Below are 22,474 nucleotides of genomic sequence, written 5' to 3'. Positions count from 1 at the left end.
ATTTTAGTAAGAAACTATTGTTGTTCTGTATCTCTGAAACAACGATAGATAAAAACAAAACACCTTGGTAAATGAGCAAATAGAAAGAGCATGTCCTGACTAAAAGATAAATCAAAACATGCTCTTAACTATTCGATTGAATGTTAAGAAGAGGTGATCAGTTTCCATACTTCTAATTTCAACTATGCACCTGTTAGTTCATTAAGAATCCCTATTTAAATAGAAGGAGATACACTCTCCATTCTTTCCAAGCTTTAAGATAGCCACTTAAGTCATGCGGATGAACTCTAATACAAACGCCTATACGTGTGTTGGATATGCATAAATTTTTGTGGTTTCACTTTTTCATGGCCCATTAAACTTTGAACCCCTTCTAGAGGCGCCCATGAACCTATTATGCTATGCTATTTATAGACTTACAAAGGGGGAATTATGTACATGTCATTTTTTGATAAAATGAAAGCAAGCATCGGAATCGGTGCGGCGAAAGTGGATACAAAATTAGAAAAAGATTCATACAAACAAGGAGAAACGGTAAAAGGGAACGTGTTTGTCCTTGGCGGAAACACCCAACAGGAAATCAATGGGCTGTACATCCATGTGATGACACAGGTTTTGAGGGAACAGGATGACCGTAAGTATTTAGATGATGTTACCCTTTACAAAATAAAGGTTTCGGATGCATTCGTCATTGAAAAAGGCGAAGAAAAGGTGATTCCGTTTTCCTTGCAACTTCCGTACGAAACGCCAATCACGGTAGGGGACGTATCTGTGTGGATGAAGACGGAAATGGATGTGACGTTCGCATTGGACCCTAAAGATAACGATTATATAAACGTATTTGAAAATGAAACAGTCAGTAGCTTCCTAAAAGCAATCGAATCATTAGGGTTTTACTTGAACAAAGTGAAAAATGTACCCTTCAAACGTAGCAAAACGGGTGTCTTTCAGGAATTCGAATACAAGCCAAAGGGCGGTCCATTCCAAAGAAGCCTTGATGAGGTTGAAATCGGATTCGTCGCGGACGCTCAATCCGTAGATTTATTCATCGAAGTGGATAGAAAAGCAAGAGGACTTTCTGGATTTTTGGAAAGTGCAGCAGGAATGGATGAATCCAAGATCCGAGTGCAATACAAACATTTCCAAAAAGAAAGTGTAGAAACAGCCAAGCAAGAACTGATGGATATACTATCCCGTTATTCTCGATAAATTGGATTTGCTTTTCTGCCTTATATAAACCCCATACATCAGTTAAGGTCATACCTGTTTCTCTCCAATCTATACCATATTAATAGACAGTATAGACAAAAGAAGAACTATTATACTAGATTAGTAGATTTCCCATTAAACAATAACACCTGTTAGTTAAAGAAGAAAAACTGCCTTAAGACAGCTCCGATCTTCAGCTAACTCACGACGTTAAAGGAGTTGCCCTAACAACTCCTTTAAGAACAAAATTTATTTATTAATCACTAATCATACTGTTTTTATTTTTAAAGTAAAGAAACAAATTAAATATGCTTAACCCTAAAATTATAAGAAACAAATATGAGGAAATAACATCTCCTCCTAAATTTAATTCATCAGCTATGTATCCTATAATAATAAGATTAATACCAGAAACAATTATTGAAATTATTGAAGTAATACTAACTGTGAATCCATTAACGAGGTTGCTCCGTTTCTTTTGAACCAATAAAATAATGGTAATAACAATTAAACTAATTATAAAGGTTATAAAAACTAATCTTAAAAAATCGTATATTTCCAACCCTTCCATAGTCATCCCCCTTATTATCCTTTTCCTATTAATTTTACCACAAAAAACCATTATCCTTTTGCAACTAAACTGCCCCTTTTGTTCAAAAATAAAAAGGCTGCCGTAGCAACCCCAGTATAAATTTATTCTAGTTTAATTTATCTTCTTTTTATCCTTACTGTATACATTAATTTTGTATGAATCATTTTTAACCAATGGTTGCATTTCTTTAGAATTCAGATATTCTTTAAGGATCTTTTCGATATTATCACCATGTTCCTTTGAATCAGAATCCGGACTATTTAAAGAAGTCCATATATTAATCCTAGGTTCTGGGTTGATGGAATATCCAGTCAACGTAACTTTATAATCCCTTTTACCAATTAATTCATCAGTAATGGAATCTAAAATCGTCATCCATCTTTTGTCTCGATCTCTTTTATCCATGTCTACTTTATTAATTTTGACTGAGTATTTCTCCTTTGTTGTTTTCTGCAGTATATTATTAATTTCTTTTTTAATTTCCTCTGTATTTGTTTCGGTGTCCGGTAGGGCTATTTCTATTGTCTTATTGGGATTCACACCATACTGTAAGATGTGATACTTTTCAAAAACTTTATCAAGAGCCCTCGAAAGTACCATGTCCTTCTTATGCTGTTTTTCTAGCTCTTCAATGTGTTTCTTTTCTTCTTCGCTATAAGGAACATCCACGTATTTTTCTATTTTAACTTTATAAGCATCATAATTGTTTGATTGTAATATATCCTTCACAATACCTTCAATTTCACCTTTAACACTTTTATAATATTGATTAGAACCCTCAACAAATATAGCTATCGTTTTATTGGGATAGTTAATATTAGGACCACTAAATTTGTAGCCCCTCTCGCTTAATTCTTCATTAATAATAGTACCGACCGGTTTTTTATTAATAATTGAGTTTAAGAATGGAATTTTTGAGACCACTTCTGCCATTGCAGGGGAGATAAAAGCTGAGCCAATAAATAAACTAAATAATATGACCAACGCGATACCAGAGTATGTTATTTTCCTGATCAGACTTACTTTTTTGATACTAGTTGATAGGATAGGATTCTTATTTCTCTCTTGGGACTCCAACTTTTCAATATCAGAAATGATTCGTTTTTTCAGTTCTTGTTTTTGTTTGGTTTTCCACAGTAGATCGGCATTTAACTTCTTTAAGGAGATATCTAAATCAGTCTCTTCATATTGTTTTTTCATCCAAATACCCCTCCTTTATTAGTTGTTTTTTTAAGGCTGGAATAGCTCTAAAAAGAGTTGATTTAACTTTACTCTCAGTCCAACTCAATATCTTTGCTGTATCCTCAATCGAAAAACCTTTGATTTTTCTTAAAACGATCACCTTTCGATATGTATCTTTGATTTCCCCTAACGCTTTATATAGTTCAGATGATTCCTCTTTTATTCGAATCATTTCTTCAGGTAATGAGGTATTGTCCTTTTGAAAAAGAAATACTTCTTTAAAGAACCTGCTGGGTTTACGTTTTCTTAAAAAATCAACCGTTAAGTTGTGAGCGATACTGAATAGCCATGTTCTTTCACTGGAATGCTGTTTAAATGAATTATGATATAAGTACGCTTTTACAAAGGTATCGTGGGTCAAATCCTCTGCTTGTTGATAATCCTTAACCATCAATAAAATAAAGCTTAAAATGGATTTACTATGTTGGTCATACCAATCTGCAATTTCTAATTTTCTGTACTCCGACAAGTCTCCACCCCTCCTTTTCTTAAATTTTCAATACTTAGACGTACTAACTAAATAAAAGTTGTGTTTTTGCGTAAAAAAAATCTCTAAAAGTTTAGATTAGAGATCTTTTTGTTTTTATAGGACTGATGTTTATCAGTTGTCTTAGAAATAAGGTGAAAATCATGCTCTAAGCTCATGATGATCAAGGAACTATCCTGCCCCTATGGTTCCGTAAGAAAAAGCTGCCTTAAAGACAGCTCTGATCTCCAGCAAACGCACCCGTTACCTGCAGGATAACATGGTATAAAACTACCTCATTGCACTCCCCAACATAACCATGCCAATAAATCCATATACAACGGTAACTCCCAAACCATACAAAATTAAGTTATCTTTTTTAAATAGTCTGATCAGTTCAAAGAAAGAAATGACAATCCGTAAAACCAACAACAGTCCAAATATAGATAAAAATGACATCCCGAAAGCCATTGGAATCTCTGTCACTAACCTCATACCATCTGACTTATCATTTGAGATTACTCCAATTCCCATTCCAATATAAATCCACAAAAATGACCTCAATATCAATGTAAAGAATAAAATGTAGTAACGGTGAACATTAGGTGCTAAAGAAGAATCCACAGACGTCATCCATTTTATAAAATACTTGATACATAACCTACACGAAATAATAGGATGTAACCACGCAAATATAAAATCTGTTTCATCGTCCTTAACATAAGAATTCTTTCCAAATGTCATATTAATTATATTTGATTCGTTTTTCTTGTTTTTTTTCCTTTTCATCTTCAACAACCAATCTAATAGTCATAGTATAAATCGAAATTCTTCAATCGAAATTATAACATAAACAAGAGTAAAACCTTTTCTGTGTTAAAGAGTCATTTAGGTATAAAACAGCATTACACCAACTACGTTTCACCTTCCTCAGGAATACGAAATACTTAGTTCCGAATTTTTTTACATTTCATTGTTGTGGAGTTTATATAGAAAAGGTGCTGCAACAACCATTATGAAATAAATTTTCCATTCCTTACTTTAATGAATTGATTTAGTGCAAAATCCAATGCGTTAAATCTTTATAGTCCTCAACAAACATGGCGCTTTAATTAAATAAAACGAGAGCACACTTGCATAATATGACACTTCATTTATAAGCTCTTATAGGCCACCATCTAAACCGTCAATTTTCACCCCTCTACTCCAATCACGATCGATTTTTAATTCATTATTTGTAGTGGATATGGTTAATTCTCCTTCTTTTTCATAAATTTTAGATGAATTCTCGTCATAAACTTTAAATGTTGTTGTATATAAGTAATCTATTTTGCCATCACCATTTTTTCTTTGTTCTTCAAGTTTCACATCTTGTACTTCAATACTTTTATTAATTTGTTTGGATACCAATTCTGGTATTTGAAATTTACGGTTAGCGATTTCAGCATTATATTGTTCTTCTGTTAAATATAATTTAATCTTTTCTGCGATTTCATCAAAAGTTGGGGGATTGGATGGATCTTTAATAGTATATAGTTCTTTACTATAGTTATTAAATAGTATTTCTGCCTCTTCTACTTTGACCACATTTTCCTCTTTTAGGGGCTTTTCTTCACTGTTTTCTTTGATCACATCTTTGTTGCAAGCAACTGCACTAATAAACAATACAAACAAAAACAATAAACCAAGAATTTTCTTTATGATAGCCACCTCATTATCCTCAAATGAATCTACACTCTACATATTCTATACAAATTATGAATTACCCTTGTTACTTTCTGTCTTTCTCATCACCCATTACAAACAAAGTACGTGCATAATAATTCTGTTTGGCTTGCCCGTACTGCCACTCAAACCTAGTCTCCTCTATCCTCGTCGTAGTTTTTTATATACTCGGTGTAGTCTTTCCTTGGATGTTTAGCTACATAATCCGGCTCCTGAAAAATAAACATATACTGAGTGATATTTGTGACCAGATTAGAAAGGAGAAATAGCTTTGACAAAATATCGGATCATGTCCTTTGATGGAGGCGGCACTTTAGGTGCTTTAAGTTTACAACTTTTGAACAGACTGGCTCGGCAAAACCCAAAATTAATTAGTCGAACCAATGTTTTTTCGGGAAATTCAATCGGTTCATTCACTGCCCTTGCGTTAGCAAGTGGAAGATCACCGAAGGAGACACTCCAGTTTTTTAAGGATAAAATCCTGCCGGCTTTCAGCGTTTCCCGACCAGGTGGACCTGTTTTCAACCAACAATTGCCATATTCTGGTTTTATTAAAGCGGTTCAAACATTTTTCCCATCAGATCTTCTCCTCAAAGACTTAAAAAGACGAATTGTTGTACCTGCATTTCATTTATTCTCACCGGAGCTGAATCGTTGGACTCCTGTGTTATTCCACAACTTTCCTGGCTCTCCCTATTTAAATGAGAAAGCGAGTGATGTAATACTACGGAGCAGTGGTGCTCCCGCGACGCAACGAGCCTATCAAAACTACGTGGATGGGTATACAGTAGCAACCAACCCCAGTACAGCCAGTATCGCATTTGCAGTGGGGAAAGCCAAACAGCCGTTGGATCAAATTGCGGTATTATCCATTGGAACAGGTGAAGAGCCGACTCGATTAAGAAGAGATACGAAGGGGTGGGGGATGGTAAGTGCAGATAACATACGTCCCGAAAATATGAAGAACCTTCCCCCAAATTGGGGAGTTCTTTTGGACCGATCTCCCAATGAACCCTTACTGCCATTTCTTCAGATTGTCGCTAGTGGATCCGGTTACTATGAATCCATGGTCAGTTCTCAGCTTCTAGGAAATCGTTTTTTTCGGTTAAATCCACGGATCCCTAATTTTTCCAAAACGGACCCTTCTGTGGTTCCAGCTCTCATTTCAATTGCTAACAAAACAAATTTAAATCCTGCAGTTCAATTTATAGAGAAAAACTGGAATTAATAAAGTTATCCCAAAAATCTGATTGAATTTTGGTTTTTATTTCAAGCATTCGGATTTTTCACAATAAAAACAGCCAGAACCTGGCTGTTTTTATTTATTCAGTTCTTCTTCAACTAAACTCTCTGTTAATGTAAGGAAAATATGCCAATGTACATTTCTTTAATCGAACAACCTGCCCCGTTAGTTTAAGTAGAAATCTTCACAATATTAATTTACATAAATATCATCCATTTTCCTTTAAATTAGAAGTTTTTTGTGTAAATGGGTTTAGTAATTATAATAATAGGGTATTTATAATTTGGCATATTTTAAAAAAGGAGATTAAATTATGGATTTGTCACTTGATATATATAAATTAATGAAATTCATCGAAGAAAATAACGAGGATTTTGAAGATTCATTATTAAACGAAGCATCTAATGTGAAAGACAAAATTAAAGAAATATTAATGGTCGGTAATATTGACCTGATAAATAATGCCCGTAAGTTAGTTCGATACATTATTGAAGGTGAAGAACAAGAGCTTCAATCATTTGCTAAACAAGAAGGTATAGCTTGGGCGACACACGAAATACCATTAACTTTCAAATTAGAGTGGGTGCAAGCCATTCGAAGAACTTTGTGGAAGTTCCTACAAGGATATAACGAGGTAACGAATCGCGTTATAAATGAAGATTTTTTTTCGGTAGAAAAACAAATAAATAATCAAGTAGACAGGTTTTTAAATGTTTTTTTTATCACATATTCTCAATACAAAGATTCATTGATAATGGCTCAAAAAGAATTGGTCGAAAATCTTTCTGTGCCAATAATCCCAATAACACCCACTATATGTATTTTGCCTTTAATTGGTGCGGTTGATCTTTACCGAACGAATATTCTAGAGGAAAAGGTTTTAATAGAGATTGGAAAATTACGTATTCAAACATTGATTATGGACTTATCTGGAATTATGGAAATGGAGACTGAGGTAATTGACCATTTAATGAGGATTATTGACGGCACTTCATTAATGGGATGTACCACTGTGATTACCGGGTTAAGAGCTGAAGTGGCTAGCAATATGATACGCTTAGGAATGAGATTAAATGAAAAAGCACAAACATTAGGAACTTTACAACAAGCGTTGAATAAATACTTAATATGTTAAATACGGAGAATCTTAGAGGAGGGTCGCTTTGCCGACTCTTTTTCCTTATTCAATATATTCTGACCAACTGTCTAAATATTTTTCCTTCTAGCAGTTACATCTTTGTATGAAAAATATAGTTAGGCATTTAATTCAACACCAATCAATTCGTTTTCTTCTTCAACTAACCTGTCCTATAGTTCCATAAGAAAAACTGCCTTAAAGACAGCTCCGATCTTCAGCTAAACCACCCATTAGTTTAAGTACAGTTCTTCATATACTAACTTGTGAATAAGAAATCGAGGTGTCCCTGCTGCCTTCGGTGTTCAATTCAAGCACCCTATAGTTTAAATGTGACTATTCACAAATATCCATGTTTATTCAAGCCCTATTTACTTATAACGATCGATAATTTATAGTTTGCATACTTGTTTAACTCTAATAAAAATTGATTTAACGCTTCATTACTTGGAAACCTGCACTCCAAAAGATAACAGCTATCTCCACTGATTTTATAATTATTGATGACATACCCCTCTTTTGTTTGGATAAATGAGAGATAAGGTTGATGATGTGTACCTTCTATATAGATATTGATAAAGGCATACGTAAAGCACCCTAATTTCGCTTGATTCACTTTAATGCTATAACCCTCAATAACCCCATTGTCCTCTAATTTCTCCACTCTAGCTGCGGCTGCCGGTCCTGTTAAGTGAACTCTCTCCCCTAATTCTTTCATCGTAATCCGGCTATTGCTACATAACTCCTCTATAATTCGCTTATCTGTTTGATCCATCTGAACGGCAACTCCTTTCAAAAATAAAGTCAAACGCCTAAAACACTTTAATTTATCTGTGTATTTGAACCCTGCTCATATTATACACTTAACACTGTTAGTGAACACATGAAAAGAAAGGGAGTTGTAAAAATGAAGATTACACAAATTCGAAATGCAACGATAGTTGTAGAATATTCAAATAAAAAGTTTTTAATTGATCCCATGTTAGCAGAGAAAGGTGCGTACCCGTCTTTCCCTGGTACGATTAGGCAAGATCAAAACAATCCTTCAGTGAGTTTACCAACCTCTGCTGACGATATTATTAGTGGAGTTGATGCAGTCATTGTGACTCATTTACATTTAGACCATTTTGACGAAGCAGCGCAAAGACTATTACCAAAAGATATTAAAATGTTCGTTCAAAATGAAGAAGATGCAAAGGAAGTCCAAAATACCGGGTTCCACAATGTAGAGGTATTAACAAAGGACACTGTCTTTGAAGGCATCCAATTAGTTAAAACAAGAGGCGAGCATGGAAGAGGAGAAGAACTATTAAAGAGTATGGGGGAAGTATGCGGCGTTGTCTTTAAACATCCAAGTGAAAAAACATTGTACGTAGCTGGTGATACAGTCTGGTATGAAGGTGTACAGGAAGAATTGGATACCCATAAACCAGATATTATTGTTGTCAATGGCGGAGATAATCAATTGATAGAATATGGTTCTCTCATTATGGGAAAAGAAGACATCTATGAAGTACACAAGGCGGCTCCTAATGCTAAGGTTATTTCTGTTCATATGGAAGCTGTTAACCATTGGACACTATCTAGAGAAGAATTAAAAAACTTTAGTAAAGAAAAAGGATTCTCAAGAAATATGTTAGTACCAGAAGATGGTGAATCCTACAAATTTTAATATGAACACCGACAAATAGTGTCACGTTCCTATTTAAAAATAAGAAATAAAAGAAGCTCATAATTATCGAAATTTAATTATGAGCTCCTTCTAATGACGATATGAAATGTTCCAAGGATGACATCCAAACATGAAAAGCTACAAGGATATTTCGTTAGGAGGTAAAGTTCATGACAATGTCAGCAAAAGATACAAATGCCTCAACACACCAGCCTATATGGTTGCAAGAATATATTGATTCACCAGAAAGACAAATACAGCTTTATAAAAAAACATTAAGAATTTTGATTCTTTCACAAATCTTTGGGGGAGCAGGACTTGGAGCCGGTATAACAGTAGGAGCGCTTCTTGCACAAGACATGCTAGGGACTGAAAATGCGGCAGGAATTCCAACTGCCCTATTTACTTTAGGTTCTGCGGGAGCTGCCCTGCTTATAGGCCGGTCTTCACAACGTTTTGGCCGCAGAGCAGGACTTGCAGGTGGTTTCCTTGCAGGTGGGTTAGGTGCCCTTGGTGTTATAATTGCAGCCTTAACCAGCAGTATCCCACTTTTATTTATTTCTCTTTTTATTTATGGAGCTGGTACAGCGTCTAATCTACAAGCGCGATATGCAGGGACAGACCTTGCAACAGATAAACAAAGGGCAACTGCTGCAAGCATGGCCATGGTTTCCACTACCTTGGGTGCCGTTGTTGGTCCTAACTTGGTCAATAGAATGGGGGATTTTGCTGATTCAATTGGTGTTCCAACCTTGGCTGGCCCCTTTATCTTGTCAGCAGCCGCTTTTATTATTGCCGGATTATTTATCTTAATTTTACTTCGTCCAGACCCTTTGGTTGTGTCCACAGCTATTGCGAATGCTAAGAAAAAAGGCGATAGCGTACAGACAGGGACAAATTTAAAGGCTACCATAAACAAAAAGGGTGTTGTTGTAGGGGCTTTAATTATGATTTTGACTCAATTTGTCATGGCAGCCATTATGACAATGACACCAATTCATATGGGACATCATGGTCATGGTTTGGGAGAAGTAGGATTAGTTATAGGTTTCCATATAGCAGCCATGTATCTTCCTTCACCATTGACAGGTATACTGGTAGATAAGCTTGGCCGTATTGCTATGGCTGTTGCTTCTGGTGCTACACTCCTAACCTCAGGATTGGTGGCAGCTTTTGCACCCGTAGGTTCAATGCCACTGCTTACCCTGGCGTTAGTACTGCTAGGTTTGGGCTGGAACTTTGGTTTAATAAGCGGGACTGCCCTCATTATAGATTCAACACACCCATCTGTACGTGCAAAAACACAAGGATCAGTCGATGTACTATTTGCACTGTCAGGAGCAGCTGGTGGTGGCGTATCAGGAATGGTAGTCGCTCATTCTAGTTTTGCAGCATTATCACTTTCTGGAGCCATTCTGTCACTAGTGCTTATTCCTGTAGTTGTTTGGTCTCGGAAAAATCCAAGCAAAGAGCTATGATAGAAAACTTATTTAGTGAAATAAAAATATTAACAAGGCAGCTTTCAGCAAGAAACTGAAAGCTGCCTTTATTCATATAGGAAGGTAACTTATAAAAAAACAATCTTCTAAAGAAGCCCAGGAGCTGTATAAGAAAATGAGGTTTTATGGAATCTCTAGTTGAACTTACCCGCCCCATTTGTTCCATAAGAAAAAGAGCTGCCACAGCAACCCTTTTATTAATGTAAAGCACCCGTTAGCCTAGGATATTAATATTTATTGCTTGTCATCAGGTTCTTCCGCATTACCCATTGTTTTTTGATTTTTACTAAAATGATTAGCTATATATAAAAGTAAACCAAAACTTCCGCCAACAAGTACCCCGAAACCTGAACCAACAGCTAACCATTCCAAGACATAAAAAACTATTACTCCGAGAAGAACATATGAAAAAACTGTATCAATCTTAAGCAAATCCCATCGTCTCCTTTACTGCAATATAAATTTTATTTCAAATCAGTTAGCTGCATAAGCATAGCTTAAGCATGAAGGAAAGCTCCTGTTAGAATAATTTCAAAAAGAATTCTACTGTATTAAATGACCTGAAAGTAATGTATCCAAGCAAAGATACTTGGAATGGAGAGAAAATAAATATTCATTAAACACCCTAAAATCATTACGTACTTTATGACTCTCTTCTTAATAAGAATTGACAAAAATAGCCCAATAAACGGTAATAGAATAACTGCTATTTGTATCATTATATTTTCAAAAGTGTGCATCCCCCAAGGACTAACATTCATCAGACCCTTACTATGGATGAACAAAAAAGTTCCTGATAAGATCCAAATTAAACTAGTAATAAATATATATGTTACATTTCGCATCTTTATCTCCCTTTAAATTCGAATACCATATCTTCTAGTAAGACTTTAACACACAATTACATTAATTTGGTTATTTTACCTGAATTAACCTAACCTCAGCTCCACAAAAAAAAAGGCCGCCGCAGCAACCTTCCTTTTTAAAACAATGTGATCACTTCATTTTTCCAATGCCATATTGACGGATTCGATGGCATGTATGACAGCAGTATCGAATAATGGCACTTTGGAATCCTCGGGTTTTACTAGTAATCCAATTTCCGTGCAGCCTAGTATTATTCCTTCCGCTCCATCATCAACTAACCCCTTGATGACCTTTTTGTAATAATCCCTTGATGATTGTTGAATTTCCCCTAAACATAATTCTTCATAAATCACTTTATTGATGACTTTTCTATCCTCTTCGCTTGGTATCAGGACCTTGATACCATTAGTCTCAATTCGTGTTTTATAAAAGTCTTGCTCCATCGTATATTTAGTGCCAAGTAAACCGACCGTACTGATTTTGGACTTTTGAATTTGTTTTGCCGTTGAATCAGCAATGTGCAAAATCGGTAAGCTGACTTTTTCTTCTATATATCCAATCACTTTATGCATCGTATTTGTACAAATTAGAATCATTTCGGCACCTGCCTTTTCCAAAGACAGAGCTGCATCGCCTAATAATTTGCCGGAGCTTTCCCAATCCCCTTCAGCTTGGCAGCGTTCGATTTCCTCAAAGTCCACGCTATATAAAATGCACTTGGCTGAATGCAATCCTCCTAATTTGGCTTTTACCTCTTCATTGATGATTCGATAATATTCCAACGATGACTCCCAGCTCATTCCGCCAATAAGGCCAATAGTTTTCATGAACATTCCCCTTTTCATTTGAAGATGGCTTACTTATCAGTCGAAAAACTCCATATGGGCTTTTTCTAGTTTGTAGTAATCTATTCTATTTTGTAAAGTCCCTGTATGAAACTCAAACTTATGACCATCTGGATCAGTGAAATAAATGGACTTCTTATCTTTTTCATCTCTTGGACGTCCTGACAGGATGTTTACATTCAATCCGATCAGTTTCTCGTACATGTTCATGAAGTCGGCTTCTTCTATGGAAAAGGCGATATGTGTGTATGATTGGCTTATTTCATTACGGGGAATATCTTTTTCTTCATTCAAGGCAATCCACATTCCATTCAAATCAAAATAGGCTGTGGTTCGGCCCTTAACTAATAATTTCGCATCAAAAACCTTTTGATAAAATTCTATGGAACTGTCTAAATCAGAAACTGAAAATAAAAAGTGATTCAACCCTTTTATAGACACATTACCACCTCATATTAAGATTTCCTTTTATTCACCATTAAACGCTTATAGAGAGGATACCCGAACATGTAATACCCGGAAAACGAGAGCAGGATTAAGGATAAACCCGTCATTGTTAGGATACTGTATCTATACCAATCACCAAAGAAGGTTCCATCATGCAAAGTAATCAGGAACGTCGAGTAATCTGGATTTGTGGATAACACTTTTCCCGTACTCACATCCATTTGAACACCTTGACCGTTATTAAAGCGAACCTGGTACACATTTGCACTTGGCCTATATTCGATTCTAAAAATATCTTCAACCGAATCCGCACCTGGTAGATCCTGAGACACGGCAATGGATACGACCTTCTCCATGGGTATCGCTTGATCTGGACTTGCCTCTTTCCCCGTCCTTAACTCATCAGCCACTCCGAGGGGTATCATATAAACAAGCACGAGGCCCGTTACTGCAATGAACATGAAAAAGATGGATAAAATCAATCCAGTCCATTTATGTACTTTTCGGCTTAATTGATACAACTTTACAGATTTCGACAATGCTCCATCACATCCCTTGACTATTTTTCAAAAAAATTTTTCTTCATGACCACCCTATCTTCGTTTACAACATAATCATTCTTCAGATAAAATGCTTCTGCAAGCCCGTCATTGGCCGTTAATAGATACAGACTTTTAATCTCTCTCTTCTGCAATTCAGCTTCTAAAGCTCGAAGCATTTTTGAGCCATGCCCTTTGCCTTGCATTTGATTATTCACACAAAGTTCTGCCAAATAATACGTTAAACCTTGATCAGACACTTTACTATTTCCAGCAATGAAACCAACTGGTTTATGATCAATATGAAATAAAAACCCAAGAAATTTAGGTGTATGCAATACGTCGGAAAGTCTCTCTTTAGCCGTTTCATAGGTCCATCTTTCATTCCATGGTTCACGATTAAAAACGTCCATGTAGAGTTCGATGCATAGCTCCAAATTCTCCGATGTCAGTGGTATCATTTCTGTCACATTCATGCTTCCTTTCTATTTTTCTTAAAATTATGTATATTAATCCAAATTATATCTTATCCTTGTTGAACTATCCTGTCCCTATAGGACCATAAAGAGCTGCCTAGGAAGAAGAAAATCACAAAAACCAGTCAATCATGAAGGGCATACAATGAGCAGATTAGATAATTATGAGGTTCTAAAGAGAAATATGCTATTCCAGGCAGCATTAGCAATGAATAAAACCCGCTTTAGCTTACAGTCCAGTCCTGCCTTAGTGGATTCTATAAAAAAAGGGCGACCGGATTTTTACTGGTCGACCTTAGTTCATTGATAACTGTTTCACGAATAAAACTCTATCTTGATTATGTCCGTCATAGTCAGAGTGGACTGAAACACCATCAATGAATGTATCTCCCTCTTCCATTTCAAATCCCATCTTGGTATGATAGGCGATTGAAGATTTGTTGTCCGGAGACGTTACACAACGGACAACATTGCGGCCATTTTGATAAACGACATGGAAAAATTGATTATATAACTGTCTGCCGATATCATTTTTTCTGTATTCAGGATGCACTCCGACAAAGTGAATATATGCCTCATCAGGCTGAGATTGAGATAGAATCCCTATTAGGAAACCGACTATGTTCCCTTCCTTTTCGGCTATGAAACTTGTATTTGTAAAATGATCAAAGAATAATTTCGGTAGCATATCAGACATTTGCCTTCCTCCCCACCATTCATTGATTAGCGGCGATATGGCATAGTAATCTGACCCTTTCACTGAACGAATTTCCATCCTTCTCCCCCTTTGATCATTAAGGCCTTTTTCACGAATTCATTCAATAATTAACATACCCCGTTAGTTCATTAACTTTTCATACGATAAAATTACAATTCCACATATTACTGAAACTTCGCCAATACCTTGATAGCCCTTAATCATATTATATTTTAATGATTTAAGAAACTTCTCTTAAATTACCTTTAAAAAATGTGCGTAACTTTTAATTTTATAGTAGATAAAGTATCATTGATTTTACAACCAAAGACTAAATATTCTTACATTTTACCTTATTCCCTGCAATCCTTAACAGGCATAGGCAATGAGAAATTCCCCATAAAAATAAATAGGAGTGACTAAAGTGAAAGCACAAATCATTCAATCTTTTGGCGATCCATCCGTATTTCAGCTTGAAGAGGTTTCAAAACCCGAATTAAAACCTGGACATGTCCTTATTCAAGTCAAGGCTTCAAGTGTAAATCCTATTGATACGAAAGTCCGTGCTGGTGCAGTTCCAGCCGTTGCCCCCAAGTTTCCAGCCGTTTTACATGGTGATGTCTCAGGTTTGGTATCTGCAGTGGGAGAAGGAGTGACTGAGTTTAAAGTTGGCGATGAAGTGTTTGGATGCGCAGGTGGTTTTAAAGGGACTGGCGGTGCACTTGCAGAGTTCATGCTTGCAGATGCTGATTTACTTGCTCACAAGCCGAAGAATTTGACGATGGAAGAAGCCGCTGCTTTACCACTGGTTGCCATTACCGCTTGGGAAGCATTATTCAATCGGGCACATCTAGTCCCTGGTCAAGATATACTGATCCATGCAGCAACCGGCGGCGTAGGCCACATTGCCATTCAGCTGGCCAAATGGAAAGGCGCGACAGTCTATACAACTGCCTCTTCGCAAGAGAAGCTGGAGATTGGCACGCGCCTTGGGGCAGATGTAACGATCAATTATCGAGAAGAGAGCGTTCATGACTATGTACAAAAATATACAGACGGAAAAGGATTTGACGTTGTGTTTGACACGGTAGGCGGAGAAAACCTTGATCGCTCTTTTGAGGCGGCTGCGGTACATGGAACGGTGGCAGCCATTGCAGCCCGTTCGACTCATGACCTCTCCCCAGTGCATTCGAAGGGACTTTCCCTCCATGTTACCTTTATGTTGTTGAAGATATTAAATAAGGACATGCATAAGCAATATGGAGAGATTTTGAAGAAGGTTGCCAAAGTGGTTGAGGAAGGTAAGTTGCGCCCGCTTGTGGATTCAAACATGTTTACGTTTGATGAAGTCTCAAAAGCCCATGAATACATGGAGTCAGGCAAGGCGATGGGAAAAATTGTTTTGAAAAATGATTGGTAATGAATAGGCACTTTAACAACTTTATGTTCATTTAAAATAGGCGGTACGGTGAAAATCTCTATAGATTCTCGCTGTACCGTCTTCTTTTATTTAATAGGAAAATACCGCCTCTGATGTTGGGTATTCTTATTTAATAGAATTGCAGAAAACGGTACTCTGCCGTGTGATATAAATACCAGGTGCAATTTGGTTTAAATGATTGTTAAAAGGGAGAAAGAGAAAAAAAGATGAGGTGGTAAAATGATTTATCTGGAAATAGCAACGAAGCTGGTGATTGGGCTGGCTGGACTCCTGGCAGTGACAAGACTTCTTGGAAAAAAAGAAATGTCTCAAGTGACCCCTTTTGATTTTATTTACGCTTTAGTATTAGGCGGCATTCTGGAAGAAGGCATTTATGATGAAAAAGTGTCGATCTGGCAGATTCTATTTGCCATTTGCCTTTGGGGGATTTCCGTTTATACCATTGAGATTTGCGCCCAAAAAAGTGATCGCATGAAAAAATTGTTCAAAGGACATCCTTCTTTGATTATTCGTAATGGTGAATTGGATATAAAACAAATGAAAAAAAATCACCTGGAAATTGAACAGGTCCGAACCATGCTGCGGAAACAGGGGGTGTTCACTCTCCGGGAAGTGCGAGATTTATATCTTGAGCCTGGCGGGGACATCAGTGTAAAGCTTCATTCTAAGGCAGGAAGCGTCACACCAGATATGCTTGACCTCAATCCTAGGGATGAAGCCCCTTCTATCTTAGTAATTGAAGAAGGCCAAATAAAAGAGGAAGAACTCCAATCCGTGAAAAAATCAAAAGAATGGCTTCTGGAAGGGCTTCAGAAGAGGAATTATAAAAAAATTGAGGATATCCTATATGGAGAATGGTCAGAAACGGATGGATTCTATATACAGCCGTATCCCCAAAAAAATTCTAATATACAACAAAAAACTTGAAGATACTTTATAGACGGTACAGTAAAAATCTCTAAGATTCCCGCTGTACCGTCTGTTTTTATTTTTAATTGCCTTAAAGCACCAATAGGCCATAGTAATCGGAATTGGCAACTTTAAGACAGATTGCCATAGTAGACTTCAACAGGAAAAGGGCTTTCTGTCAAAATTGCTATATGGATGTTTTCAAATCAAAACGAATCCCTTCACCCGTTTGGTGAATAAGTCGCCATCTAATAGTCCATCTTAACAAATGGAGTTACATGGAGGGAGGTTCTAGGCATGAGCCAAAAGCGTGATAAAGGCAATAGTCAGAAGGGAAAGGCTAAAAGTAATACAATAGACCCAGTGATTGCAGCAGAAGACTTGGAAAAAGCAATTTATCCAACTAATAAGCCCCCGCGTAATGCTAAATAAGTACAATCTCTTGACTTCTTTGCTTTTCCAAAAAAATCTTGCAGGTAAACGAAACTGAAGGGTCAAGCATTCCGCTAACATGAAGGATTACTTGGCTCTTCATCGAAATAATGGACTTTTCGAATTTCCAAAATACCAGTCGTCAGTATCATCCCATCCAACATATATATTTCTAATAGCCTGTTATTCGTTTCAATCACACCCCAAACTACATACATACTTTATCCATTCTTTATTAAACTAACCTGCCCCGATGCACAAGAAAAAAGCTGCCTTAAAGGCAGCTCTGATTTTTTTTAATGTATTAAGAATTCCAGCAAATCCTACTGGACACCATTACATAACCGACCGATATTCTCGACTTCAACAACGACTTCATCACCCGACTTGATCATGCAGCTGCCAGATGGTGAACCTGTGGCCAAAATATCACCGGGCTCCAGTGTCATTACCTGTGAAAGCCAGCTGATTAAAAATGGAATGCTCAGAGACATTTCATTGGTATTTCCGTCTTGGACGACGCGGCCGTTTAAAGTGGTCACAATCCTTAAGTTTGTAGGATCTACCCCGGTAACGATGCATGGTCCCAAAGGTCCGAATGTATCAAATCCTTTGCCCCGCGTAAATTGTGGATCTTTTTTTGTAAGATCTCTTGCTGTCACGTCATTAAATATCGTGCAGCCGAATACATAATCAAGCGCATCTTCTTCTTTAATGTTTTTTCCGCGCTTTCCAATGACAAGGGCCACTTCCCCTTCAAGTTCCACTTGATTGGATAGCTCGTTTGGAGGAAGGATAATATTCTCCTTGTCTGCAATAAGCGAAGATAATGGCTTTAAAAATAGGAATGGTTCAACAAGGTTTGCCTCTCCACCCGTTTCCTTCGCATGACCTGCATATGTCCAGCCGAAATTAACCACTTTCGAAGGTTTTACAGGTTCCAAGATTTTCACGTCACTATATTTCAGCTCGACCCCGTCATACTTTATTTCCTTGTTGACAAGTTCAGCAAAACTGCTAGACAGTTGTAATATCATGTCATCCTCAACAATACCGTAATGTATATTGCCCTGTTGATTCTGATAGCGAACTATTTTTTGTGTTTTTTGTAGCACATGCATTATGAATAAACTCCTTTGATGATTAAGATTACCACAGATCATATAAAATCCGGTTCTCCTATACTATAACATGCCTGTTCTTTTACGGGAAAAAAGAGCTCTCGTCGCGACTCCATCTTCTACTAAACCGACCTTTAGTTCAATAAGAAACTATGTATTTTATGGAACCTATCATTTTTTATAATTTTATCTGTGCATTGCCTTATAAAGGCTGCAATACATATTCCGATTGGCAGCCCCAGTAGTACATTCCCGATGAAATGTTTACCACCCAAACTTTTCTAAACAAACCCACTCTATTAAAGACTTCTTGCTTATTGATTATCTCAAAATATCAAAACTTTTGTACTGGTAATTCGTCCCTTTTCGGCCAGCCTGCCTTGTTAGTGCCATAAGAAAAAGTGCCAACTTCTCTTTAATAGAAATTCAGCACTTCGTTTCTTTGTAAACGTTATCGTGTCGCTTTAGGCGGTTGGCACACATCACATTTACGTTGGTTATTATTTTTAAATTTCTTAAATGTCTTTTCAAAGTTGCTTCCACATGTACATTTAAATAGTAACTTTTGAGAAAAACCGTGATATTCCGTCGTCAGCAACTTACTTTCCGAATTCTTCTCAACAAATTCTTTAATTTGACCAATCGTCCATTGTTTATTCATTCTCTTACACCTCCATATTTTATCGCTATGCGGAGGCTTTTCTAGGCATCCGTTCAAAAATAGTAATTTTCGTAAGTTATTCATTATAACATGAGCCGGCACTCAATCAAACAACTCGTTTGTTGCATAACCAAAAGGAGCTGCTGAACAGCTCCTGGAAATGCACCCGTTAGTTCAACAAAATCACTTAGCCTTATTATGCAATTGAAATGACTCTTCAGAACCAGCCCATTTTACATTTACTTTTATAACTTCGCCTTCACCTATTATTGCGCCATTTTCTGATCCACCTCTAATTGTAAATACTTTTTCACTAGGTGATTCTTTGTATGCCTCAGTTTTAGTTCCGCTTGAAGTGGTTGTTTCATAAGTATATTCCAGGTTTTTCATGGAAGATAACTCTTTCAAAGTCCCCTTATATTTTAATACAAGTTCATAGCTATCTTTGCTGGAATGAGTGGTTTGTTCGTTTTTCTCTCCCCATAATTCAGTTCCTTCATAAAAATATACAGCTTCCCAATGTTCGCTTTCTCCTGTAAATTGATAATTATGCTCAGTCATTTCCTCCGAATTAGTATCTTTTTTAGTGGTTTCCAAATTAGTGGTATCCGAATTAAAATCCTTGTTAGTGCTGTTAGAACCACAAGCTGTTAAAACCATCATTAAAAATAATACAGTAAAAATTTTCTTCAAATTAAATCCTCCTTAACGATAAAATTGAATTTATTTTCAATTTTACCATTTAAAGGTTTTTGTTTTGGTTTCGTTTGAAAATTTTTCATTCCACTAACCTCCCCCGTTAGTTTAAGTATATTCCTTCACAAACTTGCCTTTTGCTATTTCTTTTATTACAGGAATGCCCCTATAGCTAAACAAAAAAGAGCATTGATCCTTCTTGGATCAATGCCCCCGTTTGTTTAAGATAATTATTCACAATGGGCATATCCGGTTGATACCAGCTCAACCGACACCCAATTTCCCCATCCATTTAGTGTAAACATTCTTAATAGATACAGACAGATTCGCTGACAAAACATCAATGTGTCGGATGCACCGCTTCGCGGCTGACTACGACGCGGCGGATGAAGAACGCTACGACCATGCCAATCAGTGCTATGATCATCGTGAACAAGAACACGCTTTGTGATCCAGCCGTCATCGCGTTTGCAATTTCGGCCTGTTTGGCCGGAGCGGAGGAGCCGTGCAAGTATTTCTCCATACCACCCGTAAGGATACTGATTGCGACCGCTGTTCCAATTGCACCCACGACCTGCTGCAGTGTATTCATGACTGCCGTGCCGTGCGGGTATAACTCCGGCGGCAATTGATTTAGCCCATTCGTTTGAGCAGGCATCCATATCATGCCTACCCCAACCATGAGCCCGATATGCAAAGCCACGATAAAGGCCACTGAAGAAGCAGGAGATAGGGTAGTAAAGAACCATAACATGACTGCAACGATTACGAGTCCGGGAATAACGAGCCATTTCGGCCCATATTTATCGAACAAGCTCCCCATACGCGGGGAGAGGATACCGTTCAGCGCGCTGCCCGGCAAAAGCATGAGTCCAGTAGTGAACACCGACAGTCCTGTACCCGTCTGCAGAAACATCGGCAGGATAATCATGCTCGACATAATGATTAACATACACGACAGTACCAGAAGCAGCCCAACGACGTACATTGGGTATTTGAAAACGCTCAGATTCATCATTGGATCGCGCATAACGTTCTGCCGCAGTATGAACAGCACTAGCGCGATGAGCCCAACGACGATTGAAGTAACCACGACTGCACTGCTCCAGCCTTCAGATCCTTCGCCTGCCTTACTGAAGCCGAAGACAATTCCTCCAAAGCCGATCGTTGACAATGCGACAGACAGCAGATCTATCCGGGGCTTTGTGACATCGGTGACATTTTCCAAATACTTCAGCCCTATCAATAACCCAATAAGCAGGAACGGCAGCGAAATCCAGAAGATATAATGCCATGTTAAATACTCTATTAATAGACCGCCTATGGTCGGGCCAGTTGCTGGCGCAAACATGATAACAAGTCCAACGAAGCCCATCGCCGCCCCCCGCTTTTCCGGCGGGTATATGACAAGAATAGTATTGAACATGAGCGGCAGCAATAATCCCATGCCTGCCGCCTGTAAAACTCGAGCGAACATCAACATCTCAAAATTGAACGCGAGCGCCGCAATTAGTGTACCTAGAATTAAGCTTACGAGCGAACCTGTGAACAGCTGTCTCGTTGTAAACCTCTGCAGCAGCAGCCCGCTCATCGGCATTAAAATGCCAAGAGTCAGCAAGAAACCGGTTGTTAACCATTGTGCGGATGCGGCTGAAATTTGGAACACTTCCATTAAATTAGTCATTGCTATATTTAGAGCGGTCTCGCTAAACATGCCCACAAAACCGCAGATAAGCAGCGATACCAAGATGGCACGCGTATTGTATTGCTTCTTCATTTCTATGTCTCCTTGTAAATCAATTTAATTAATAACGGTTTATTTTTTAGCAAACCCTTGTTTGTTTAAATACTCAAGCATGAAGGGTAGTTTGCTTCTTTCAAGATGATCCTCAATATGATCTTTCCATCCCTTTACTTTCTTCACTGTGAAAGGCGCTTTAACAGGACGATTTTGGTAATATTCACGCATCTGTTGGTCATAAGTTGCTAATTTTCCTTCATCGAGTGGCTGGTACTGATTATCAAACATGATCATCGATTGAGGCAAGCGTGGTTTTAGTCCAGGTTTTTCTCCAGCAGGATGGCCTATGCATAGACCAACTAAAGGAACCACATACTTTGGTAAATTCAGTACCTCTGTTAATTCTGTAATATTAAGCCTTACTCCACCGATATATACACCACCTAGTCCCAATGATTCAGCTGCCGTTAAAGCATTTTGAGCCATTAGCCCAGCATCAAATGATCCAATTAAAAGGTATTCCATATAGTCAAGATCTACCTTAGGAGCAATCTGGTGGTTTCGGTTAAAATCAGCACAAAAAATCCAAAACTCAGCAGCTTCTCCAATATAAGGTTGATTGGCAGATAATTGTGTCACCTTTTTGCGAAGATCTGGATCAGTAATTCTAATGATAGAAACGACCTGTAAAAGGCTGAAGGACGAAGTTTGATTAGCTGCCTTAAATATTACATCCCGTTGTTCCTCTGTCAGTGGTTGATTGGTAAAAGAACGAATGGACGTATGATTATGAAGCAATTCAAGGGTATTATTCATTTG

At 37.5% G+C, this 22,474-nt stretch carries 26 protein-coding genes; 8 read left to right on the top strand and 18 right to left on the bottom strand.

The annotated features are described in order from the left end of the window. The first annotated feature begins 438 nt into the window (after positions 1 to 438). Positions 439 to 1,209: a sporulation protein gene (locus tag A6755_RS05865; RefSeq protein ID WP_063590061.1), complete on the top strand. Its 771-nt coding sequence runs from the start codon at positions 439 to 441 to the stop codon at positions 1,207 to 1,209. Between the two features lie 256 nt (positions 1,210 to 1,465). Here A6755_RS05865 and A6755_RS05860 read toward each other — a convergent pair whose 3' ends face one another. From A6755_RS05860 to A6755_RS05840, 5 genes are all read right to left on the bottom strand, one after another. Beyond that, a complete protein-coding gene (locus A6755_RS05860) occupies positions 1,466 to 1,780 on the bottom strand; it encodes a hypothetical protein (RefSeq protein WP_063590060.1) in 315 nt (104 codons plus the stop codon). 132 nt (positions 1,781 to 1,912) lie between these two features. Continuing rightward, positions 1,913 to 3,001 (bottom strand): DUF4030 domain-containing protein, encoded by a 1,089-nt coding sequence (locus A6755_RS05855; RefSeq protein ID WP_063590059.1) that lies wholly within the window; start codon positions 2,999 to 3,001, stop codon positions 1,913 to 1,915. Next, positions 2,985 to 3,512, bottom strand: coding sequence for an RNA polymerase sigma factor (locus A6755_RS05850; RefSeq protein ID WP_063590058.1), 528 nt, complete (start codon positions 3,510 to 3,512; stop codon positions 2,985 to 2,987). The genes A6755_RS05855 and A6755_RS05850 overlap by 17 nt, the downstream gene beginning before the upstream one ends. 288 nt (positions 3,513 to 3,800) lie before the next feature. Continuing rightward, entirely contained in the window at positions 3,801 to 4,298 is a 498-nt protein-coding gene (locus tag A6755_RS05845) for a hypothetical protein (RefSeq protein WP_063590057.1), read from the bottom strand. A gap of 375 nt (positions 4,299 to 4,673) precedes the next feature. After that, positions 4,674 to 5,219: a hypothetical protein gene (locus tag A6755_RS05840; RefSeq protein ID WP_063590056.1), complete on the bottom strand. Its 546-nt coding sequence runs from the start codon at positions 5,217 to 5,219 to the stop codon at positions 4,674 to 4,676. A 286-nt stretch (positions 5,220 to 5,505) separates the two neighbouring features. On the opposite strand from A6755_RS05840, the gene cotR reads away from it, so the two are divergent. Further along, entirely contained in the window at positions 5,506 to 6,462 is a 957-nt protein-coding gene (cotR, locus tag A6755_RS05835) for a sporulation hydrolase CotR (RefSeq protein WP_063590055.1), read from the top strand. A 328-nt stretch (positions 6,463 to 6,790) separates the two neighbouring features. Beyond that, positions 6,791 to 7,612 (top strand): STAS domain-containing protein, encoded by an 822-nt coding sequence (locus tag A6755_RS05830; RefSeq protein ID WP_063590054.1) that lies wholly within the window; start codon positions 6,791 to 6,793, stop codon positions 7,610 to 7,612. A 367-nt stretch (positions 7,613 to 7,979) separates the two neighbouring features. Here the strand turns inward: A6755_RS05830 and A6755_RS05825 are convergent, their stop codons facing one another. Next, entirely contained in the window at positions 7,980 to 8,387 is a 408-nt protein-coding gene (locus A6755_RS05825; RefSeq protein ID WP_034304420.1) for an Lrp/AsnC family transcriptional regulator, read from the bottom strand. A gap of 132 nt (positions 8,388 to 8,519) precedes the next feature. Between A6755_RS05825 and A6755_RS05820 the strand changes: the two genes are divergently transcribed. Both A6755_RS05820 and A6755_RS05815 read left to right on the top strand, forming a co-directional pair. Further along, positions 8,520 to 9,284, top strand: coding sequence for an MBL fold metallo-hydrolase (locus tag A6755_RS05820; protein ID WP_063590053.1), 765 nt, complete (start codon positions 8,520 to 8,522; stop codon positions 9,282 to 9,284). Positions 9,285 to 9,454: 170 nt separating this feature from the next. Continuing rightward, positions 9,455 to 10,762, top strand: coding sequence for an MFS transporter (locus tag A6755_RS05815; RefSeq protein ID WP_063590052.1), 1,308 nt, complete (start codon positions 9,455 to 9,457; stop codon positions 10,760 to 10,762). Between the two features lie 255 nt (positions 10,763 to 11,017). Here A6755_RS05815 and A6755_RS05810 read toward each other — a convergent pair whose 3' ends face one another. From A6755_RS05810 to A6755_RS05780, 6 genes are all read right to left on the bottom strand, one after another. Next, entirely contained in the window at positions 11,018 to 11,215 is a 198-nt protein-coding gene (locus A6755_RS05810; protein WP_063590051.1) for a hypothetical protein, read from the bottom strand. A 569-nt stretch (positions 11,216 to 11,784) separates the two neighbouring features. Next, a complete protein-coding gene (locus A6755_RS05800; RefSeq protein ID WP_063590049.1) occupies positions 11,785 to 12,477 on the bottom strand; it encodes an aspartate/glutamate racemase family protein in 693 nt (230 codons plus the stop codon). Between the two features lie 36 nt (positions 12,478 to 12,513). Then, positions 12,514 to 12,936 (bottom strand): FosM family fosfomycin resistance protein, encoded by a 423-nt coding sequence (fosM, locus tag A6755_RS05795; protein ID WP_063590048.1) that lies wholly within the window; start codon positions 12,934 to 12,936, stop codon positions 12,514 to 12,516. Positions 12,937 to 12,950: 14 nt separating this feature from the next. Beyond that, a complete protein-coding gene (locus A6755_RS05790; protein WP_063590047.1) occupies positions 12,951 to 13,481 on the bottom strand; it encodes a PepSY-associated TM helix domain-containing protein in 531 nt (176 codons plus the stop codon). Between the two features lie 20 nt (positions 13,482 to 13,501). Then, a complete protein-coding gene (locus tag A6755_RS05785) occupies positions 13,502 to 13,942 on the bottom strand; it encodes a GNAT family N-acetyltransferase (RefSeq protein ID WP_244889728.1) in 441 nt (146 codons plus the stop codon). A gap of 310 nt (positions 13,943 to 14,252) precedes the next feature. Continuing rightward, the gene (locus A6755_RS05780; protein WP_063590045.1) at positions 14,253 to 14,732 is read right to left on the bottom strand and encodes a GNAT family N-acetyltransferase; all 480 of its coding nucleotides are present in this window, start codon (positions 14,730 to 14,732) and stop codon (positions 14,253 to 14,255) included. Positions 14,733 to 15,078: 346 nt separating this feature from the next. Here A6755_RS05780 and A6755_RS05775 point away from each other — a divergent pair, with 346 nt between their 5' ends. From A6755_RS05775 to A6755_RS27885, 3 genes are all read left to right on the top strand, one after another. Next, a complete protein-coding gene (locus A6755_RS05775) occupies positions 15,079 to 16,074 on the top strand; it encodes a zinc-dependent alcohol dehydrogenase family protein (RefSeq protein ID WP_063590044.1) in 996 nt (331 codons plus the stop codon). Between the two features lie 240 nt (positions 16,075 to 16,314). Next, a complete protein-coding gene (locus A6755_RS05770) occupies positions 16,315 to 17,022 on the top strand; it encodes a DUF421 domain-containing protein (RefSeq protein WP_063590043.1) in 708 nt (235 codons plus the stop codon). A gap of 279 nt (positions 17,023 to 17,301) precedes the next feature. Further along, complete coding sequence (locus tag A6755_RS27885) at positions 17,302 to 17,436, top strand: hypothetical protein (protein WP_283249168.1); 135 nt, start codon at positions 17,302 to 17,304, stop codon at positions 17,434 to 17,436. Between the two features lie 74 nt (positions 17,437 to 17,510). Here the strand turns inward: A6755_RS27885 and A6755_RS26925 are convergent, their stop codons facing one another. The 6 genes from A6755_RS26925 to nfsA form a co-directional block, all read right to left on the bottom strand. Further along, positions 17,511 to 17,654 carry a hypothetical protein gene (locus A6755_RS26925; protein WP_174878698.1) on the bottom strand — a complete coding sequence of 48 codons (144 nt, stop codon included), beginning with the start codon at positions 17,652 to 17,654 and terminating at the stop codon, positions 17,511 to 17,513. Positions 17,655 to 17,759: 105 nt separating this feature from the next. Next, positions 17,760 to 18,557 carry a fumarylacetoacetate hydrolase family protein gene (locus A6755_RS05765; RefSeq protein ID WP_034304454.1) on the bottom strand — a complete coding sequence of 266 codons (798 nt, stop codon included), beginning with the start codon at positions 18,555 to 18,557 and terminating at the stop codon, positions 17,760 to 17,762. Positions 18,558 to 19,008: 451 nt separating this feature from the next. Then, on the bottom strand, positions 19,009 to 19,218 hold the full coding sequence (locus A6755_RS05760; RefSeq protein ID WP_034304456.1) for a hypothetical protein: 210 nt from the start codon (positions 19,216 to 19,218) through the stop codon (positions 19,009 to 19,011). Between the two features lie 183 nt (positions 19,219 to 19,401). Next, positions 19,402 to 19,911 carry a putative periplasmic lipoprotein gene (locus A6755_RS05755; protein ID WP_084737469.1) on the bottom strand — a complete coding sequence of 170 codons (510 nt, stop codon included), beginning with the start codon at positions 19,909 to 19,911 and terminating at the stop codon, positions 19,402 to 19,404. Between the two features lie 343 nt (positions 19,912 to 20,254). After that, the gene (locus A6755_RS05750; RefSeq protein WP_376708065.1) at positions 20,255 to 21,715 is read right to left on the bottom strand and encodes a DHA2 family efflux MFS transporter permease subunit; all 1,461 of its coding nucleotides are present in this window, start codon (positions 21,713 to 21,715) and stop codon (positions 20,255 to 20,257) included. Positions 21,716 to 21,730: 15 nt separating this feature from the next. Beyond that, a complete protein-coding gene (nfsA, locus tag A6755_RS05745) occupies positions 21,731 to 22,471 on the bottom strand; it encodes an oxygen-insensitive NADPH nitroreductase (protein ID WP_063590041.1) in 741 nt (246 codons plus the stop codon). Positions 22,472 to 22,474 lie beyond the last annotated feature (3 nt).

The organism is Peribacillus frigoritolerans (assembly GCF_001636405.1).
In the GTDB taxonomy this organism is placed as follows: Bacteria; Bacillota; Bacilli; order Bacillales; family DSM-1321; genus Peribacillus; species Peribacillus frigoritolerans.
Note: the sequence above shows the minus strand (reverse complement) of the source record. Positions and strands in the feature narration are given on the sequence as shown.

Bases quoted from the DNA above. Each gene is read 5' to 3' on its own strand.
- A6755_RS05765 (WP_034304454.1), bottom strand. From the start codon at position 18,557: ATGCATGTGCTACAAAAAACACAAAAAATAGTTCGCTATCAGAATCAA.
- nfsA (WP_063590041.1), bottom strand. From the start codon at position 22,471: ATGAATAATACCCTTGAATTGCTTCATAATCATACGTCCATTCGTTCT.
- A6755_RS05845 (WP_063590057.1), bottom strand. From the start codon at position 4,298: ATGAAAAGGAAAAAAAACAAGAAAAACGAATCAAATATAATTAATATG.
- A6755_RS05760 (WP_034304456.1), bottom strand. From the start codon at position 19,218: ATGAATAAACAATGGACGATTGGTCAAATTAAAGAATTTGTTGAGAAG.
- A6755_RS26925 (WP_174878698.1), bottom strand. From the start codon at position 17,654: ATGTATGTAGTTTGGGGTGTGATTGAAACGAATAACAGGCTATTAGAA.
- A6755_RS05800 (WP_063590049.1), bottom strand. From the start codon at position 12,477: ATGAAAACTATTGGCCTTATTGGCGGAATGAGCTGGGAGTCATCGTTG.
- A6755_RS27885 (WP_283249168.1), top strand. From the start codon at position 17,302: ATGAGCCAAAAGCGTGATAAAGGCAATAGTCAGAAGGGAAAGGCTAAA.
- A6755_RS05855 (WP_063590059.1), bottom strand. From the start codon at position 3,001: ATGAAAAAACAATATGAAGAGACTGATTTAGATATCTCCTTAAAGAAG.
- A6755_RS05865 (WP_063590061.1), top strand. From the start codon at position 439: ATGTCATTTTTTGATAAAATGAAAGCAAGCATCGGAATCGGTGCGGCG.
- A6755_RS05815 (WP_063590052.1), top strand. From the start codon at position 9,455: ATGACAATGTCAGCAAAAGATACAAATGCCTCAACACACCAGCCTATA.
- A6755_RS05860 (WP_063590060.1), bottom strand. From the start codon at position 1,780: ATGGAAGGGTTGGAAATATACGATTTTTTAAGATTAGTTTTTATAACC.
- A6755_RS05830 (WP_063590054.1), top strand. From the start codon at position 6,791: ATGGATTTGTCACTTGATATATATAAATTAATGAAATTCATCGAAGAA.
- A6755_RS05825 (WP_034304420.1), bottom strand. From the start codon at position 8,387: ATGGATCAAACAGATAAGCGAATTATAGAGGAGTTATGTAGCAATAGC.
- A6755_RS05820 (WP_063590053.1), top strand. From the start codon at position 8,520: ATGAAGATTACACAAATTCGAAATGCAACGATAGTTGTAGAATATTCA.
- A6755_RS05770 (WP_063590043.1), top strand. From the start codon at position 16,315: ATGATTTATCTGGAAATAGCAACGAAGCTGGTGATTGGGCTGGCTGGA.
- A6755_RS05785 (WP_244889728.1), bottom strand. From the start codon at position 13,942: ATGATACCACTGACATCGGAGAATTTGGAGCTATGCATCGAACTCTAC.
- A6755_RS05780 (WP_063590045.1), bottom strand. From the start codon at position 14,732: ATGGAAATTCGTTCAGTGAAAGGGTCAGATTACTATGCCATATCGCCG.